The 17,457-nt window shown below is 68.8% G+C and carries 18 protein-coding genes and 1 tRNA gene; 9 read left to right on the forward strand and 10 right to left on the reverse strand.

Features of this window, described 5'->3' with window-relative positions; all coding sequences use genetic code 11:
- Positions 1-15: 15 nt before the first annotated feature.
- Positions 16-486, forward strand: a complete 471-nt coding sequence (locus ABH927_RS15510) for a hypothetical protein (protein ID WP_370022042.1) — start codon at positions 16-18, stop codon at positions 484-486.
- 1,072 nt (positions 487-1,558) lie between these two features.
- Here the strand turns inward: ABH927_RS15510 and ABH927_RS15515 are convergent.
- Complete coding sequence (locus ABH927_RS15515; RefSeq protein WP_370022044.1) at positions 1,559-1,834, reverse strand: hypothetical protein; 276 nt, start codon at positions 1,832-1,834, stop codon at positions 1,559-1,561.
- A 241-nt stretch (positions 1,835-2,075) separates the two neighbouring features.
- Between ABH927_RS15515 and ABH927_RS15520 the strand changes: the two genes are divergently transcribed.
- Positions 2,076-2,570, forward strand: coding sequence for a hypothetical protein (locus ABH927_RS15520; RefSeq protein ID WP_370022046.1), 495 nt, complete (start codon positions 2,076-2,078; stop codon positions 2,568-2,570).
- On the opposite strand, the gene ABH927_RS15525 is transcribed toward ABH927_RS15520, so the two are convergent.
- The 6 genes from ABH927_RS15525 to ABH927_RS15550 form a co-directional block, all read right to left on the reverse strand.
- Positions 2,561-2,633: transfer RNA gene (locus tag ABH927_RS15525), tRNA-Ala, on the reverse strand. The two genes, ABH927_RS15520 and ABH927_RS15525, sit on opposite strands and share 10 nt — an antisense overlap.
- Before the next feature lie 293 nt (positions 2,634-2,926).
- Complete coding sequence (locus ABH927_RS15530; protein ID WP_370022047.1) at positions 2,927-3,643, reverse strand: HAD family hydrolase; 717 nt, start codon at positions 3,641-3,643, stop codon at positions 2,927-2,929.
- A gap of 39 nt (positions 3,644-3,682) precedes the next feature.
- Complete coding sequence (locus ABH927_RS15535; RefSeq protein ID WP_211264163.1) at positions 3,683-3,802, reverse strand: DLW-39 family protein; 120 nt, start codon at positions 3,800-3,802, stop codon at positions 3,683-3,685.
- A gap of 350 nt (positions 3,803-4,152) precedes the next feature.
- On the reverse strand, positions 4,153-4,545 hold the full coding sequence (locus tag ABH927_RS15540) for an ATP-binding protein (RefSeq protein ID WP_370022050.1): 393 nt from the start codon (positions 4,543-4,545) through the stop codon (positions 4,153-4,155).
- 149 nt (positions 4,546-4,694) lie between these two features.
- Positions 4,695-5,600 carry a helix-turn-helix domain-containing protein gene (locus ABH927_RS15545; RefSeq protein WP_370022052.1) on the reverse strand — a complete coding sequence of 302 codons (906 nt, stop codon included), beginning with the start codon at positions 5,598-5,600 and terminating at the stop codon, positions 4,695-4,697.
- A gap of 98 nt (positions 5,601-5,698) precedes the next feature.
- Positions 5,699-5,938 carry a DUF397 domain-containing protein gene (locus ABH927_RS15550; RefSeq protein ID WP_370022054.1) on the reverse strand — a complete coding sequence of 80 codons (240 nt, stop codon included), beginning with the start codon at positions 5,936-5,938 and terminating at the stop codon, positions 5,699-5,701.
- Between the two features lie 178 nt (positions 5,939-6,116).
- Between ABH927_RS15550 and ABH927_RS15555 the strand changes: the two genes are divergently transcribed.
- Both ABH927_RS15555 and ABH927_RS15560 read left to right on the forward strand, forming a co-directional pair.
- Positions 6,117-6,653: an ATP-binding protein gene (locus ABH927_RS15555; protein WP_370022055.1), complete on the forward strand. Its 537-nt coding sequence runs from the start codon at positions 6,117-6,119 to the stop codon at positions 6,651-6,653.
- Positions 6,654-6,938: 285 nt separating this feature from the next.
- A complete protein-coding gene (locus ABH927_RS15560) occupies positions 6,939-7,304 on the forward strand; it encodes an STAS domain-containing protein (RefSeq protein ID WP_370022056.1) in 366 nt (121 codons plus the stop codon).
- Between the two features lie 29 nt (positions 7,305-7,333).
- Here the strand turns inward: ABH927_RS15560 and ABH927_RS15565 are convergent, their stop codons facing one another.
- Positions 7,334-9,196: a glycoside hydrolase family 15 protein gene (locus tag ABH927_RS15565; protein WP_370022058.1), complete on the reverse strand. Its 1,863-nt coding sequence runs from the start codon at positions 9,194-9,196 to the stop codon at positions 7,334-7,336.
- Between the two features lie 197 nt (positions 9,197-9,393).
- Between ABH927_RS15565 and ABH927_RS15570 the strand changes: the two genes are divergently transcribed.
- On the forward strand, positions 9,394-11,121 hold the full coding sequence (locus ABH927_RS15570) for an NAD-dependent malic enzyme (RefSeq protein WP_370022059.1): 1,728 nt from the start codon (positions 9,394-9,396) through the stop codon (positions 11,119-11,121).
- 137 nt (positions 11,122-11,258) lie between these two features.
- Positions 11,259-13,001 carry a pyruvate dehydrogenase gene (locus tag ABH927_RS15575; RefSeq protein ID WP_370022061.1) on the forward strand — a complete coding sequence of 581 codons (1,743 nt, stop codon included), beginning with the start codon at positions 11,259-11,261 and terminating at the stop codon, positions 12,999-13,001.
- 209 nt (positions 13,002-13,210) lie between these two features.
- Here ABH927_RS15575 and ABH927_RS15580 read toward each other — a convergent pair whose 3' ends face one another.
- Together ABH927_RS15580 and ABH927_RS15585 are read right to left on the reverse strand one after the other, a co-directional pair.
- Positions 13,211-14,194 carry an aldo/keto reductase gene (locus tag ABH927_RS15580; RefSeq protein WP_370022063.1) on the reverse strand — a complete coding sequence of 328 codons (984 nt, stop codon included), beginning with the start codon at positions 14,192-14,194 and terminating at the stop codon, positions 13,211-13,213.
- Positions 14,195-14,262: 68 nt separating this feature from the next.
- On the reverse strand, positions 14,263-15,147 hold the full coding sequence (locus ABH927_RS15585) for an NAD(P)-dependent oxidoreductase (RefSeq protein ID WP_370022065.1): 885 nt from the start codon (positions 15,145-15,147) through the stop codon (positions 14,263-14,265).
- A gap of 73 nt (positions 15,148-15,220) precedes the next feature.
- On the opposite strand from ABH927_RS15585, the gene ABH927_RS15590 reads away from it, so the two are divergent.
- From ABH927_RS15590 to ABH927_RS15600, 3 genes are all read left to right on the forward strand, one after another.
- Positions 15,221-16,675 (forward strand): NUDIX domain-containing protein, encoded by a 1,455-nt coding sequence (locus tag ABH927_RS15590; protein ID WP_370022067.1) that lies wholly within the window; start codon positions 15,221-15,223, stop codon positions 16,673-16,675.
- A 128-nt stretch (positions 16,676-16,803) separates the two neighbouring features.
- Positions 16,804-17,085, forward strand: a complete 282-nt coding sequence (locus ABH927_RS15595) for a metal-sensitive transcriptional regulator (RefSeq protein WP_261584719.1) — start codon at positions 16,804-16,806, stop codon at positions 17,083-17,085.
- Positions 17,086-17,155: 70 nt separating this feature from the next.
- The gene (locus tag ABH927_RS15600) at positions 17,156-17,368 is read left to right on the forward strand and encodes a heavy-metal-associated domain-containing protein (protein ID WP_370022069.1); all 213 of its coding nucleotides are present in this window, start codon (positions 17,156-17,158) and stop codon (positions 17,366-17,368) included.
- Positions 17,369-17,457 lie beyond the last annotated feature (89 nt).

Below are 17,457 nucleotides of genomic sequence, written 5' to 3' on the forward strand. Positions count from 1 at the left end.
GAAAGGAATCGCGACGTGTTCCTCACCGCGCTCGTCCTGCTAATCCTTGCCGACACCTATTTCGTCTTCACCACGCTCATAGACATCTTCCCCTTCAACAACGTGCGAGAGGCAAAGAGATCGGAGAAGATCACCGAGGTGGCCGTCAACGCACCGGTCATGCTTCTCCCGGCCGTGCTCCTCGTCATCGCCGGTGCCGTGCAGACGGAAGCGTTCGCCTACGCCGGCGCCGGCCTCGAACTGCTCATCCTCCTGGGCGGCCTGGCGCTGTGGTGGCTGCCCTATCTGGCCGGGGTGACCGTCCCCTGGGCGACCGCGGGCACCGGGGAGAGCTGGGCCGGCCTGCACGCGCGGACCTACGCCAAGACCATCATCGTCCTGCCCGCGCGGGGCGAGCGACCGCGCCCGAACCTCGAGCACATGATCTTGCACTCGCTCATCCTCACGGCGGCGACCTGCACGTTCATCGCCGCCGGCACAGTGTGACCCCTGCCGGATCAAGGGAGCGGGCCAGGAGAAGTCACCGGAACGCCCCGTGCTGATCGTGGCCCAGGTCTACGCCCTGGCCGATGCGATCGAACCGCGGTTTCGCGCCCTGGTGCTCCTTGGAACTTTCGGCAGTCTCCGATGGGCGAACTGACCGCGCTGCGACGTCGAGACGTCGACCTGGACGCCGGACCCGTGCGGGTGGAGCGCCAATTGATCAGGATCACCGGTCAGGGCTTGGTCTTCACTGAACCCAAGTCACCGCCGGCAAGCGGACGATCGTCTTCCCCAAGCTGATCGCGAAGGACCTGCGGGCGCACATCAAGGACTTCGCCAGGGACGGAGACGACGGGCTGATCTTTGTCGGCCCGAATGACGGCCCCTTGTGGAACAGCAACTTCAACCGCCGTTTCTGGGGTAAGGCGCTCACCGATGCGGGACTGCCCAAGATTCAACGGGCACGGAAGAGCAAGAAGGCCGAATAACGATCAAAGCCCAGGCGGGGAAACCAGTCCCTGGCCTGGGCTTCTGAGTGGGTGGAGCCTAGGGGATTCGAACCCCTGACTTCCTGCTTGCAAAGACGCATGCGGATCTTGGGTGGCCCGCGTCGTTGCTGCTCGCGCCGCCGATGGCGTTCCCCGTGACCCCCCGCCACTCCCCCTTGATCACCGCCCTATCGGGCACGCAACGGGCACGGCTTCGAGGGACGGGCATGCAGGGTGCAGCACGCCCGTCCCCTGGTCTCCCCCGTCCTCCTCGTAGCTGCCGACCCCCAGGACGAGACCGCCGTGTCAAGGGTCAACGAAGTTGATCGCGAAGCGACGCCGTAGGCGCCCTTGACTCGGCGGGCACGGCCGGGACACTTGAGCAGCGAGGAGGACGAAGGACCATCGGATTAGAAGTGAACGACTCGTCTAGCGGGCCATAGGGCCTCTGAACTGCCAAGCCGGGTGATGAAGGACAGACGATAGCGAAGATCATCCCGTAGATATCCCGTGAGCAGAGGTGCCTGCATGACCAGCTGTTCGCTCGGATATCTGCAGCGATCCTCTCCGGGATCGCCGCCGCCCTACTACGAGCGGTCGCGAGATCGGTTCTCCTTGAGATGGCGCCAGAGGATCTTGAAGTGATGCCACCAGATGTAGGCGGCGGCGGTGCCACCGATCACTCCGCTGGACACGTCCACGAAGTCGTCGCCGGCCAGCAGATCGTGAAGGCAGACGAACAAGACAACGGGGCCGCCGATGAGAATGAACCATCCCGTCCATGCGTCATCACAGCGGCCCTGCTTGTGCCCGGGTTCGTCGGAGGTATCCGCCACAACAGCAAGGTAGCTGGGGCTGATCAATTGTGCACTGTGCCGGTGAGCGCTCGTTGTCCCTTGTCTGGCGTTTTTGAGTGGCAGGAACCGCACGCTGGGCGAGACGAGCGAGGAGGAGGGGATCTGTAAAACCGTCGGCTCAGCCTACGCAAGTTCGAACCTTGCACCTGCCACCAGCAGCTAAAAGAGCCCCTGACCAGCAGAAATGCGGGTCGGGGGCTTCTTCGTTTCTTGCCCCCTGAGTGACCGTGATTCTCCCCTGTTTCCCGTGAGATCTGGCACGGATCTGGCACGCGATCATGCCGCTGATTCTCGCGCGGCGTTCATCACGGGCCTGATCCGTACCCTCGTCGTCCACCCCATCGCCGCGGCCGTACTCGCCGTCCCCAGCGTGATCTGGGTCCGGTACGGCTGGCCCGTCGCGGTGGCCGTCGTGACCGTCCCCGGCTCGCTGCTCACCGGGTGGGCGGTCGCGGACCGGGCATCGTTCGCCCACTGGGTCGGCTGGCGGCTGCTGGCCTTCTGGCGGCGGTTCTGGACCTACCGGCGGCACTGGCAACCCGTCATGGTCATCTCCGGCCTCGGCCGTCACCTCCAAGGCCGCGACTACCTGCCCCGCCTGGTCCGGGTCGACTGTGACGGCTGGGCCGACCGGGTGGATCGGGCACGCAACGGGCACGGAAGTAGAAGAAGGCCGAGTAACGACCAAAGCCCAGGCGGGGAAACGATCCTTGACCTGGGCTTTCTAGTGGGTGGAGCCTAGGGGATTCGAACCCCTGACTTCCTGCTTGCAAAGCAGGCGCTCTGCCAGCTGAGCTAAGGCCCCTGAGCGAACACGAGCTGTGCGAACGCACAGATCGCCAGCTGTTCGGTCCGTACACCGTAGCAACACCCCCGGTCTCCGCGCCACTCGGCGCATCCGGCGCGCCGGATGCGGGTGAGCCACGCGGCAAACCGACCGGACCGGGGTCGTGGTGTCCCCCGCTCGACGTCGAGCGGGGGATGTCGTGCCGGCGGTCCAGTTCGTGACGGCCCTCCGGCCACCGGCGACGCCGGGAAAGCCGACGGCCGTAAAGGCCCGCCGTACTGCCGCATGGGGTGCGAGGTCACCCGACGAGGTCACCAGACGGAGGTGGCCACCTTCTGGGTGCTGAGCTCGCTGCTGAGGATCAATGTGGGGAAGTCCGCGATCGAGTCCAGGATGTGCGTGGCGCCGCCACTCAGCAGCCGCTCGCGGCTGTGGACTCCGGTCAGCACACCCGCGACGATGGATGCGCCGGCGCGGCTGCCGCAGAGCATGTCGTTCTCCGAGTCACCGGCCACGGCGACGTGCCGGACGTCCTCGATCCCCGCCCGCAGGCCCGCCGTCAGGACCATGTCGGGATAGGGACGGCCACGCCCGGCGTCCTGGGGACACAGGGCGAGATCGAGCTTGTCGGCCCAGGGGAGCGTGCTCAGGACCCGGCCCAGAGTGGACCGGCTGAAACCGGTGATCAGGGCGATCTTCACTCCGGCGCTGTGGAGCTTGTCGAGCGCCTCGACGGTTCCGGGCAGGGGGATGAGCCCCGCCCGCTCGATCGCTCCCTCATAGGAACGTTCGAACGTCAGGTTCGCCGCCTGCGCCTGCGCCTCGTTGCCGGGGAAGATGCCGCGGAACACCTCGATCTTGGGAAATCCCCGGGACCTGTGCACATGCACCATGGCACGTGCATACGCACTGGTCCCGGGAACGATGCCCTGCGTGGCGATCGCCTCGGCGAACGCCCTCTCGACCATGGCGATGTCACCGATCGTGGTACCCGCCAGGTCCAGGCAGGCCAGTTTGACGGGTGTCATTCCCGTACCTTCTCCACGATCACGACCCATCCCGGATGGTCAGTTCTCGCTACCGGTCGCCTCGGTCCACAGGTCCAGCTCGGCGCGGTCAGCCTGCACCTTGCGCCAGACCAGCAGCCCCCCGAGAGCGACCAGCGCGAGAACGAGCAGCTTCTTCACGGTGTGACCCCACTTCTCAACGGTCTCACCTGCCGGGTGAGACAACGCCCGGTTCTACGGTTCCCTGCAGCCTAGCAAGGGTTCGGCGCGTGGCCCCGATAGCTCGAAAATCGGTCGCACCGAATCTGCCGATACGGCTGGCCTGTCCGGCCTGCCGCACGGCTCGCGTGGCTGGTGGATGAGATCAGAAGTGCCCAGGTCGGCCCGGCGCTAACCCTCGGGACGGGCAGCGGGCGAGCCGACGGCGGGACGTGGTTTCGGACACCCGGCCCTCGGCTCCGCTATAAGCGGAAGCCCTTGAAACCGAATCAAACCGGATCAAAACACGTCAACAAAGCCGCGCCAAGCGATCAGCGCAGAGCCGCGCTTAGGTTGACCGTCGTGCCTTCAGGGCTGGTACGGACGACCGCGCCGGCCAGGCGCTCCATCAGCCAGAGCCCCCGCCCCCCGAAGTCGAACCGGGTGGCCGGCTCCTCTCGCTCCAGGACCTGGGTGGGAATGCCGGGTCCCGTGTCCGTGATCTCGCATACGAGCCGCCCCGGCTCCGTCCACATCGCGATGCCGCGCGGCGGCGAGGCATACCGTACGGCATTCGTCACCGCCTCGTGCACAGCGAGCACGAAGTCCTCGAGGGCGGCGCCCTTCAGCCCAGCGTCCTGCGCCGACTCCGTGACGAGATGCCGCACCCGGGTGATCGAACTTCGATCGAACTCCAGGCTCAGCAGGCTGCCCGTCAACGTCATCACCGCCTTCCCGCGTTCGCCACAGTGGTACTACTCCTTTAACCCCCGATACGCACCTGACACGTCTTTTTGGTACGGCGTGCGCCGAAGTCGCGCGACAGGGTGACGGACATGCGGTAACGAGGCTGGTCAGGATGCTACGACACAGGTCAGAGCTCCGTCATGATCTGGGCGAGGATTCTGCCGGTCTCCTGTGCCGGTTCGGCGTCGATGCACAGGCTCTCCATGACCGCGAGATAGCGGTCGGCGTCCTCGCGTTTGTCCAGGTAGACGGCGCTCGTGAGCTGTTCGAGGTAGACGACGTCGGGAAGGTCGGCCTCGGAGAAGCGCAGGATGCTGAACGGCCCGCCCGCCGCGGCGTGGCCGCCGACGCTGAACGGCACCACCTGCAGGGTCACGTGAGGCAGGGCGACCAACTCCAGCAACCGCTGAATCTGACGGCGCATCACGTCCGGGCCGCCGAGCGAGCGGCGCAGGACGGCCTCGTCGACGACCGCCCAGATGTGCGGAGGGTCCGGCCGGGTCAGCAATTCCTGCCGGGCCATGCGCAGCCGGACGCGGCGCTCCACATCGTCCGCGGGCGCGGCGGGATGCCCGAGCCGGATGACCGCACGCGCGTAGTCCTCGGTCTGGAGGAGGCCCGGGACGAACTGGACCTCGTAGTTCCGGATGCTTCCGGCGGCCTGCTCAAGACCGACATACGTCTCGAACCAGGACGGCAGGACATCGTCGTAGTTGTGCCACCAGCCCTGGGCGTTGGCCTGGGAGACGAGCGAGAGCAGCGCCTCACAGTCGGCCTCGCCGGTCACGCCGTACAACGTCAGGAGATCGGCGACGTCCCGTACGCGGAAGCTGACGCGGCCCAGCTCCATGCGGCTGATCTTGCTGTGCGACGCGCGGATGGCCCGGCCGGCCTCCTCCAGCGTGATGCTCCTGTGCTCGCGCAGACGGCGCAGCTGCGTGCCCAGGAGGATCCGGAGGACTGTGGAGCTGCGACGGGGCTGAGTGTGGAGATTGTGGGGGCGTGGCGCGCCCTCTGTGGAGGCCGCAGTCATATGAGTCCTTATGGGGCGCACCGACGATTTACGCCAGGTTCACGATACTCGCACGGCTCTTTCACGCAAGTGGCGTGATCAGTCAAGGACCAAATCCTCTAGCCGCGGATGAGATCGTCGAACTCGCCGTCCTTGGTGGACAGCACGAAGGCCGCCAACTCCTGCCGGGCGTAGACGAGCACGGGACCGCCGGGATGCCGCGAGTTCCGCATGGCCACCTGGCCGTCGGGAAGCTCCGCGAGCTCCACGCAGTTGCCGTTCGGATTGCTGTGCCGGCTCTTCCGCCAGGCGACCTGCCCCAGCAGAGACGACGGCATTCCGTTGTAGATGGCGGTCATCTGCGCCTCACTTCCGGTTTACCGGTCACACTACGGCGTTGTGCGTTTGCACGTGCATCCGTACTTGCACAGCAACATCATTAGCGGCAGTATGACTAACTCGAGTCATCCCATCACATGGCCGACATCGACCTCATAGGGCTCCCAAATGACTGGTTATCGGACAGACAGCGCTTCCGTGGCAGAAGCCGATAGCGAGGGCTGGGATGGCTGGCTGACCACTCTCGACCAGGTCTTCCCGGACGGTTGCGCCTGGCCGTGGGCTGACGACGAGTGGCACGAGGAACACGCCAGGCTTCAGGTCGCGATCCAGGAGTTCCACCGCGACATCCTCGCGGCCCGTACGGCCCGGCGTTTCACAGCCGGTGTGCTGCGGACGTGGACGATGTCGGAGCTCATCGACGACGCGGCTCTCGCGGTCTGCGAGCTGGTCACCAACGCCGTGCGGCATGGGTTGCGCTATCCGGTCATCCGCCCCCATCCGGTCCGGTTGCTGATGTTCCGCTCCCGCCGCTCGCTGCTGTGCGTGGTGACCGATCCGAGCAGCGACCCTCCCGTGCTGCGCGAGCCCGACTACGTCGCGGAGAACGGCCGCGGTCTTCAGGTGGTCGCTGGAGTGAGCCGCATGTGGGGATGGACGCCTCTGCGCCCCCTCGGTAAGGCGGTCTGGGCCGGCTTCACCGTCGCCAAGGCCCGGGTGGAAGCCTGCCGCTGAGACTGCGGCCGCCAGCCGCCTGACGGGACCGAATGCCACGGCCGCCTGAGGGCGCTCGCTCGCGAGAACGCCGACGCCGGAACGCCGGTAAGGCACTCGCCTCGCGAGATGGAGAGGCGCGGCTCTTTGATCCCTATCCTGAGCCGGTCGGGATGCGGTAAATCTAAGGCGAACATTGTTTTTGAATCGATCCACGGGTGGTCGTGGGCGGCGGCGCACGACGCGTGCCTCGATCCTGACCGGTTGAAAGGTGCGACTCGTGGCGATGATCACCGGCTCGGCATCGTGACCGGGAACAGGGCGAATACGGGAAACGCCGCGACAACCCCGAGCGCGGCGAACAGCGTGGACACGGTTCTCTACGCCGACCGGCACCTGCGCGTGAGCTGTACGGCAGGCAGTTCGTCCGTGGTGCTGACCGGCGAGGTGGACGTCTCCAACAGCGCCGCCCTCGCCTCCGTGCTGAACCAGGCCCGCGACTCGCACGGCGAGATCGAGATCGACACGGCGGGCCTGCGATTCATCGACCTGGCGGGACTACGTGCCCTGGCGGCGCCAGGCGGCCGGCCGGGAGATCGGATGCGTCTGCGGAACGTGCCACCGTACATGGCCCGCCTGCTGGAGATGCTCGGCCCCACACCCTGCCCCTGAGGCCCCCTGATGCCCCCTGATGCCCCCGGCTAACCGAGGGCGAGGTCGAGCTTGAACGCGGCACTGATCAACGCCAGATGGGTGAACGCCTGCGGGAAGTTGCCGAGCTGCTCACCGGTGTGCCCGATCTCCTCGGCGTACAGGCCGAGGTGGTTGGCGTAGGTCAGCATCTTCTCGAAGGCCAGGCGGGCCTCGTCGAGCCGGCCGGCGCGGGCCAGCGCCTCGACGTACCAGAACGAGCAGATCGAGAACGTGCCCTCCTCGCCGCGCAGCCCGTCCGGGCTGGTCCGGGGGTCGTAGCGGTACACGAGCGAGTCCGACACCAGCACCCGGCCGAGGGCGTCGAGGGTGGACAGCCACTTGGGATCGGTCGGGGAGACGAACTTGGCGAGCGGCATCATCAGGACGGCGGCGTCGAGCACGTCCTCGTCGTAGTGCTGGACGAACGCCTGCAGCTCCCGTGACCAGCCACGTCGCATGATCTGCCGGTAGATCGTGTCGCGGTTCTCGCGCCAGCGCGACAGATCCGCCGGGAGGCCACGATGAATGGCCATCCGCGTGGCGCGCTCGATCGCCACCCAGCACATCAGCCGGGAGTACACGAAGTCCTTGCGGCCTCCGCGAGTCTCCCAGACTCCCTCATCGGGCTGGTCCCAGTTGTCGCAGACCCAGTCGACCAGCACGCAGACCTGGTCCCATTGGTCGCTGGAGATCGGCTGCCCCCACTTGTCGTACAGGTAGATCGAGTCGATGAGCGCGCCGTAGATGTCGAGCTGGAGCTGGCCGACCGCGGCGTTCCCGGTGCGCACGGGGGCCGACCCCTGGTAGCCCTCCAGGTGGCCGAGCTCGCGTTCGGGGAGGTCGCACCGGCCGTCGATGCCGTACATGATCTGCAGTGGGCCCGATTCGTCGACGCCGCAGGTCGTGACGTGCCTGGACAGGAAGTCCATGAACGCCTCGGCCTCGCCCGTGAAGCCCAGCCTGAGCAGCGCGTACACGCAGAAGGCGGCGTCGCGGATCCAGACGTGGCGGTAGTCCCAGTTGCGCTCCCCGCCGATCTGCTCAGGCAGGCTCGTGGTCGGAGCGGCCACGATCCCGCCGGTCGGCGCGTAGGTCAGCAGCTTGAGCGTCAGGGCGGAGCGGTGGACCATCTCGCGCCAGCGGCCGCGGTAGCGCGACGAGGACAGCCACGTCCGCCAGAACTTCACGGTCGCGGCGAACTGCTCCTCGGCCTCGGCCAGCGGGCACGACCTCATCTCGACGCCGTCGCCGACCCGGTCCAGGGCGAACACCGCGGACTCGCCCTCATGAAGCTTGAACTGCGACCACACGTCCTGGTTGTCGGCTTCCAGCGGCACGCTCGCGGTCAGGGTGAGGGAGAGCGACGGCGCCGTGAAGATCGCCCGACCCTCCTGGACCCGCACGGTGTGCGGCTCGGTCGCGTACCCGAACCGGGGAGCCACCCTGGCTCGGAACGGCAGCGATCCCCGGGCGCAGAGCACGCGCCTGATCAGCCGGTGCCGGTCGATCTCGCGCGACTCATCCATGATGGGCATGAAGTCCTGGATCTCCCCCACGCCGTCCGGGGCGTAGAACCGGGTGATCAGGACATTCGTGTCAGGGAAGTAGAACTGCTTGGTCCGCGCCGGCACGTCGGCGGTGAGCTGGAACGACCCGCCGCGATCGGCGTCGAGGATCGCCCCGAACACGCTGGGAGCGTCGAAGCGCGGACAGCAGTACCAGTCGATCGTGCCGTCGACGCCCACGAGCGCCGCGGTGCGGAGGTCGCCGATCAATCCGTGATCGGCGATCGGCAGATACCGAGAAGTGCCGGAAAGACCAAATTGCTGAGTTTCCGGCCACATACCGCTGATTTCCGAGATACCTGTCATGTCGGCCCTCTCCCCCAGGATCTCCTCAAGCTATTCCGCTTCCGGTCTGTCCTGAACCAAGGAAACGGCACGTTTCCCTCATGTACGGCCGGGCCGCCCCGCCGTACGACACGGGGTCACTGACGTGCTGGAACAGGAGAAGTGGCAGACTGTAAAGGAGATCACGGTACGGCCTGCCGACCGCTTTGGGGGCAGAGATGTCCGCGGTAAAGCAAGGACGGAAGTTCCGGCAAGAACCGGACGGCAGCTACGTCACGTCGGCGCGGGGCATGGACGTTCTGCGCGACCCGGTCCTGAACAAGGGAACGGCGTTCACCCCCGAGGAACGTGCCGAGCTGGAGCTGGACTCGCTCCTGCCGCCGTTGGTCATGGGGCTCGACGAACAGGCGCGCCTCGCCTACGGCCAGTATCGCGCCCAGCCCACCGACCTGCGCAGGAACGTTTACCTGACCGCTCTGCACGATCGGAACGAGGTGCTCTTCCACCGCCTGCTCGGCGAGCATCTCGGGGAGATGCTCCCGATCGTGTACGACCCGACGGAGGGCGAGGCGATCAGGCAGTACAGCCGGGAGTACCGCCGGCCACGCGGGGCCTCCCTGTCGATCGACCATCCGGACAGTGTGCAGCGGACCTTCGAGAACCTCGGGCTGGGCGCCGGGGATCTCGACCTGATCGTGGCCTCCGACGCGGAGGACATCCTCGGCGTCGGCGACTGGGGCGTCGGCGGCGGCCTCGATATCGCGGTGAGCACGATCGCCCTCTACACGGCCGCGGCCGGCATCGACCCCGCGCGCGCCATCCCCGTCGCGCTCGACGTCGGCACCGGCAACCAGCAGCTGCTCGCGGACCCCTTCTATGTCGGCAACCGGCATTCGCGGGTGCGGGGGCGGCGCTACGACGACTTCATCGACACCTTCGTCTCCACCGTCTCCCGGATCTTCCCCTACGCGGTGCTGCACCTGGAGAGCCTCACGCCGGAGAACGGCAGGCGGATCCTGGAGCGGCACGCCGGCCGGGTGTGCGTCTTCGACGCCGGCATCCAGGCCACCGGCGCGATCACGCTCGCGTCGGCGCTGAGCGCCACCCACGTCACCGGCACGCCGCTGCACGAGCAGCGGATCGTCATCTTCGGGTTGGGTACGGCCGGCGTCGGGATCGCCGACCAGCTCCGCGCCGCGATAGTCCGCGACGGCGTGGACGGGCGGGCCGCGACCCGGCGGATCTGGGCCCTGGACGCGTTCGGGCTGCTGACCGACGACACGCCGTTCGGGATCCCCCCCGACCGGGCGTCCTACGCCCGCCCGGCCGCCGAGGTCGCGTCGTGGCGGCGCGAGGAGGACGGCCGGATCGGCCTCGCCGAGGTCGTGGCGCGGGTCAGGCCCACCATGCTCATCGGCGTCTCCGGCGTGCGGGGAGCCTTCACCGAACCGATCGTCCGCGAGATGGCCGCCCACGTCGAACGGCCGGTCATCTTCCCGCTGTCGCATCCGGCCGATCGCATCGAGGCGATGCCCGGCGACCTCATCCGGTGGACCGGCGGACGGGCCCTCGTCGTCACCGGCGTGCCCTCCGGCCCGGTCATGCACGACGGCGCCGCCTACGCCATCGGCCAGGCGGACAACACGCTGGTCTACCCCGGTCTGGGGCTGGGCGCGATCGTGTCACGGGCGACCCGGATCAGCCCGGGGATGCTCTCGACCGCCGCCGAGACCATCGCCGGGCTGGTCGACGTGCACCCGCCCGGGGCGTCGCTCCTGCCACGGGTCGACGAGCTGCGCACGGTGTCCGCCGCGGTCGCGGCCGACGTCGCCGACCGGGCGGCCAAGGAGGGGCTGGCCAGGGCCGAGTTGCCCGACACCCTCCAGCAGGTGCGGGACGCGATGTGGGAGCCGGTCTACCGCCACGTCAAGGCGGCCGGAGCCTGACGCCGTACCCGAGCGCGCCGGCATACGGCGGGCGGGGGTACGGCAAGCGGGAATACGGCGGGCGGGAATACGGCGGGCGGGAATACGGCGGGCGCGGTACGGCAGGCGAGGGAAGGCCGCAGAGGGAGGTCGCGGGGATGGCGAAACGCACGGTCGCCGACCAGTTCGTGGAGATCCTGCTCGCCGCGGGAGTGCGGCACATGTACGGGGTGGTGGGCGACAGCCTCAACCCCGTCGTGGACGCCGTCCGCCGCCACGAGGGCATCGAATGGGTGCACGTCAGGCACGAGGAGGCCGGCGCGTTCGCCGCGGGCGCGGAGGCCCAGCTCACCGGCCGGCTCGCGGCCTGCGCGGGCAGCTGCGGCCCGGGGAACCTCCATCTGATCAACGGCCTCTACGACGCCCACCGCAGCATGGCGCCGGTGATCGCGCTCGCCGCCCAAATCCCGAGCACCGAGATCGGCACGAGCTACTTCCAGGAGACCACCCCCACGCTTTACTTCCAGGAGTGCAGCTACTTCTGCGAGCTGGTCTCCCGGCCCGAGCAGCTGCCGAGGGTCACGCAGATCGCCATCCAGGAGGCGATCGGCAACGACGGGGTGGCGGTCGTGGTCCTGCCCGGCGACGTGGCCGACCTCCCGGCCGGCGGCGCCTACCTGGAGCATTCCTACCGGCTCGAACAGCAACCGACCGCCCGTCCGTCCGACGCCGTGCTGGAGGAGCTCGTCCAGATGATCGACGCGGCCAGGCGGGTGACGCTGTTCTGCGGTCGCGGTGTCGCCGGGGGGCACGACGAGGTGGTGGCCCTGGCCGCGCGGCTCAAGGCCCCCGTCGGGTACGCGCTTCGCGGCAAGGACTGGGTCGCCTATGACAATCCGTACGAGGTCGGGATGTCCGGGCTGATCGGCTACGGCGCCTGCTACGAGGCCATGCACGAGTGCGACCTGCTGGTGCTGCTCGGGACGGACTTTCCGTACGTCCAGTTCATGCCGTCGGAGCCGAAGATCGTCCAGGTGGATCTGCGCCGTGAGCGCCTGGGCCGCCGCTCCCGGCTCGACCTCGGCGTCTGGGGGGACGCCAGGGAGACCGTGCGGGCGCTGCTGCCGCGAGTGGCGGAGAAGACCGACTTCGCCTTTCTCGACAAGATGCTGCGCCGGCACCACGATCTCGTCGGCCGGCTCCGCACGTACGCCACCGAGGTGGGCGATCATCGCCCCATCCACCCCGAGCACGTCGCCGCCACGCTCGACGAGTTCGCGGCCGGCGACGCCGTCTTCACCGTCGACACCGGGATGTCCACCGTGTGGGCCGCGCGCCTCATCAACCCCAACGGGCGGCGGCGCCTGATCGGGTCGTTCGTCCACGGCTCGATGGCCAACGCACTGCCCCAGGCGATCGGCGCGCAGGTCGCGTACCCGGACCGGCAGGTCATCGCCATGTGCGGGGACGGCGGCTTCGCCATGCTGATGGGCGACTTCCTCACCCTCCTGCAGTACGGCCTGCCGGTGAAGGTGGTCATCTTCAACAACGGCTCGCTCGGCATGGTCGCGCTGGAGATGCTCGTCGCGGGCTACCCGCCGTACCAGACCGCCCTGAAGAACCCCGACTTCGCCGCCATGGCGAGCGCGGCCGGGGTGAAGGGGATCAGGATCGAGGACCCGGCCGACGTCCGCGACGGCCTGCGGGAGGCGCTCGCGACGGACGGGCCGGTGCTCGTGGACGTGCTCACCGACCCGAACGCCCTGTCCATGCCGCCCAAGATCAAGGGGGAGCAGGTCAGGGGGTTCGCGCTGGCCATGACGAAGCTCGTCCTGGCGGGGGAGGCCGACGAGGTCGTCAACATGGCCCGCAGCAACCTCCGTAACCTCCCCCGCCCCTGAGCTGACCTCCGACCTGCTCAGACCTGCTCAGACCGGCCGCTGCCGGCCCGGCGCCGAGCGTCCAGTGCATGATCACGTACGGCGAAGCCGCAGGCAGGCGGGATGTTCGGGAAGGTGCGCATGATCACGGATGGAGGTCGCGCAGGTCAGCATGTGACCTCGGGAGTGTGTGCATGATCACGGCGTGGGGGCAGCGTGATCACCGCGAGTCAGGCGGGGCGTGGGGCGATCTCGTCGAGCTCGGCCAGCGCCGCGTCGTCCGGGATCCAGGCGGCCGCGGCGGCGTTGGCCTTGACCTGCTCGGGCCGCGTCACGCCGGCGATCACCGAGCTCACGGCCGGCTGCGCGAGAAGGCCGCCGATCGCCACGTCGAGCAGGCTGACGCCCTGGCGCTGGGCGAACGCCTCCAGCTTCTCCACCACGTCGAAGCGCTCGTCGGTGAGGTACTGCGGGCGACCGGCCAGGCGGGTGCCCTCCGGCGCTCCCGCGCCCCGGTGATACTTGCCCGTGAGCAGGCCGTTGGCCAGCGGGAAGTACGGCAGGAGGCCGATGCCGTGGTGCAGCAGCGCCGGAGTCAGGTCGCGCTCGGCCCGCCGGTCCAGCAGGCTGTACTCGTTCTGCGCGCTGACGAAGCGCTCGTATCCCTCGGTCCGGGCGATCCAGTCGGCGTCGGTCACCTGCCACCCCGCGAAGTTGGACGAGCCGACATAGCGGACCTTCCCCTCGCGGACCAGGTCGGACAGGGTGGACAGAGTCTCCTCGATCGGCGTCGAGGGGTCGGGGAAGTGGAGCTGGTAGAGGTCGATCCAGTCGGTCCGCAGGCGGCGCAGCGACCGCTCGACGGCCTTGCGGACGTACCGCCGCGAGCCCCGCGCCCCCCAGTCCGGGCCGTTGGCCCCGCCTGTGTCTCCCCCGAACTTGGTGGCCAGGACCACCTCGTCGCGGCGACCCCGCAGGACCTCGCCCAGGAACGCCTCCGACTCTCCGTAGATGTCGGCGGTGTCGATCAAGGTGATCCCGGCCTCGAAGGCGGCGTCGACCACGGCCCGCGTCGCGTCCAGGTCGATCACGCGGCCGAACTGGTTGCCACCCAGGCCGACGGACGAGACGACGAGCCCCGAGTCCCCCAGCCGGCGATAGGTCATCTCCGCGCTGCCCGGCACCCTCGTGCCGGCTTCCGCGACAGCTCCCATGTCAAACGCTCCTCATGTGTACGGCACGCCGCGGCCGTTCCTCGGCGCGTACGGCGAGCCGCATAAAGCTAGCGCCGTCTCTCGCGGAGCAATTCCACGATCGCGGCGATATCGGCGTCGCCCCAGCCCCGCTCGGCCGCCTCCTCGTAGCGCCGCTCGACGAGACGGGCGATCGGCAGGTCCAGGCCGGCGGCTTCGGCGACCTCGCGCGCCAGCCGCACGTCCTTGGCCCCGAGCCGGGTCGTGAACCAGCCCTCGTGATCGCCGCCGATGATGTCGTCGAGCCGGTTGTGCAGGGCGGGCGCCACGGTGGGCCAGGCGAAGAGCATGTCGCGCACCGTGTCCTCGCCGAACCCGGCCGCCTGCGCCGTGGCCACGGCCTCGGCGACGACGGCCACGCCGGACATCAGCAGGTAGTTGTTCAGCAGCTTCAACGTCACGGCGCAGCCGGGATCCTCACCGCAGTAGGAGTAGCCGGCGAACGCGTCCCGCCAGACCGCCTCCAGCCTCTCGACGGCCCCGCGATCTCCGCCAAGGAGGGCCGTGGCCTTCCCGACCACGACGGCAAGCGGCCCGCCGACGATCGGCGCGGCCACGAACCGGCCGCCGGGGACGAGATCGCGCAGCTCACGGGACGCGGCGGGAGAGACGGTGCTCATGTCGGCCACAATGGGCCAGTCGCCGGTGGGCTCCAGGGCGGCCAGCCGGCCCATGACCTCGCGGACGGCCTGGTCGTCGGCGAGCGACAGCAGCACGGCCTCCGCGTCACGCGCGGCCTCGACGGGCGAGGACGCCTCGACGACCCCGTCGCCGACCAGGTCCGCGGCCCTGCCCGGTGTCCGGTTCCAGACCGTGACCGCGAAGTGCTGACCGAGGAGCCGCTGGGCCAGCGCCCGGCCCATCCGGCCCATCCCGAGCACCGCTATCCGCATCTGCCACCCCCCTATGGCCATTGTCCTTTCCCTGTTTCCAGGGGCGCCGCCAGGGTGGCCCCCAGGCAGGAAGGCGTACAGCAGGATGATGCACATGAATCCTGTACGGCACAGCGTCCGGGCCATCCTCTTCGACGGCGAGGACATCGTCTTGTTCAAACGGGTGAAGCCGGGGCTCGAGCCGTACTGGATCACGCCGGGAGGCGGCGTGGAGCCGACCGACACCTCGCCGGAGATGACCCTCCGCCGCGAACTGGACGAGGAACTCGGCGCGACGGCCGGGCCCGCGCTGCGGGTGTTCACGGCCGTGGAGCCGGGCAGGCAGCTCATCGCGTACGCGTGCCGCCTGGTCGGGATGGACCTGACGCGGCGCAGCGGGCCGGAGTTCCTCGTGCCCGGCAACGGCGTCCACGTGATCGAGCGGGTGCGCCCGGAGAAGGTGCGCGAGCTGAACCTGGTCCCGCGGGAACTGGCCGACTTCATCGCGGACAGCGCCGAGACGCTCCCCGCGCTGCTCGCCTCGGCCACCCACGCGCCGGGCCGCTACCGGCCCGTGGTCGACGTGCACCTCCTGCTGTTCAACGGCGACCGGGTGCTGCTCGGCCGCCGCCAGGGCACCGGATACGCCGACGGGGAGTGGCAGATCATGCCGTCCGGGCATCTGGAGGAGGGCGAATCGGTCGTCGACACCGCCGTGCGGGAGGCCCGGGAAGAGCTCGGGATCGACGTCTCCGGCCTGGACGTGGTCCACGTGATGCACCACCACAACGCCGGGGGCACGGCCCGGATCGGGTTCTTCCTCGTGGCCCGCGACCATGCCGGGACTCCGATCAACGCCGAGCCGCACAAGTGCGCCGAGCTGGGCTGGTTTCCCGCCGGCGACCTGCCGGAAGGCACGGTTCCCTATGCCCGCGCGGGCATCGAGGCCGTCCGGCGGAAGCTCGATTTCTCCCTGCACGGATGGGAAGTCCTCGGGGCGGCCGAGCTGGAGGCGGAAGCCGTACGGGCCGGGTTCCGGGAGCTGAGCGTCGCGGTCATCGGGCACCGCGACGGCGTGGTGTTCGTCCTGTCGGACGACGAGACCGACCGCCTGCCCTCCTCGGTCGTACGGCCGGGCGAGACGCTCGAAGCGGCCCTGGCCAGGGTGACGGCAGCCGCTTCCCAGGCGTCATCCGCTTCCCAGACGTCATCCGCTTCCCAGGCGTCTCCTACTTCGCCCCCTTCACCGCCCTCAGCCTCTTCATCCGCCGCGACGGCTTCCACGGCCTCTCCCGATTCACCGGTGTCGGCGGCTTCACCTGGCGCCCGCTTCGTCGGGGCCGACGACTACGTGGCGGCCGACGGCACATCGGGACGCCGTTTCACGTTCGCCGCCGCCCTGCCTGATCTCTCACCGGCGTCTGACCTTTCACCGGCCACCGCGTCACCGGCGTCACCGGCGTCTCCGGCGCGTCCGAGCGTGCCAGGACGCTGGCTGCACGAGGGCTCCATCGACGCGACCCGCATGCCGCACTCCGAACGCATGCTGATCGCCAAGGCGCTTTTCTGATGTTTCACATGAAACGGTAGTCACCCCTACTCTCACCCTCACGCCCGGGATCGGAGGGCCCGAGCGTCGGAAATACCATAGGGGGGTATGGTGTTGTTCTGTGTGGGACCACGAAACGGGGCGGAGATATGGCTGGATACACCGACTCCAAGCAGGACCACCTGACGCGGCTGCGCCGGATAGAGGGGCAGGTGCGCGGCCTGCAGCGAATGGTCGAGGAGGACAAGTACTGCATTGATGTCCTCACCCAAGTGTCGGCCGCCAACCGCGCGCTCCAGTCCTTCGCCCTGTCGCTGCTCGAAGAGCACATGAGCCACTGCGTCGCGGACGCCGCCGCGAAGGGAGGCGCGGAGGCGGACGCCAAGATCAAGGAAGCCTCCGACGCCATCGCGCGCCTCGTCCGCTCCTGACCTTCCCGACGGGCCTTCCCCGGCTGCCACGGCCCTCGGGCCGCCAGAACCGCCACGAGGAGTGATCGCTATGACCACCACCACATACACCGTCACCGGCATGACCTGCGGCCACTGCGTCAGCTCGGTCAAGGAGGAGGTCGGGGAGATCCCCGGCGTCACCGGCGTCGACGTCGACCTGAGCACCGGCCTGGTCACGGTGACGAGCGACCGCCCCATCGACGCGACCGACGTCGGCGCCGCCGTGCGGACCGCCGGATACGAACTGGCGGACCGGCCGTGAACACCCCGGCCAAGCTCGGAGCCTACGTCGTCGGCTTAACGGTGATCTTCGGCGGCGCGCTGGGAGCGGGCAAGGCCGCCGGCCCGTTG

Source organism: Planotetraspora sp. GP83, assembly GCF_041262585.1.
Taxonomy (GTDB): Bacteria; Actinomycetota; Actinomycetes; order Streptosporangiales; family Streptosporangiaceae; genus JAOEGB01.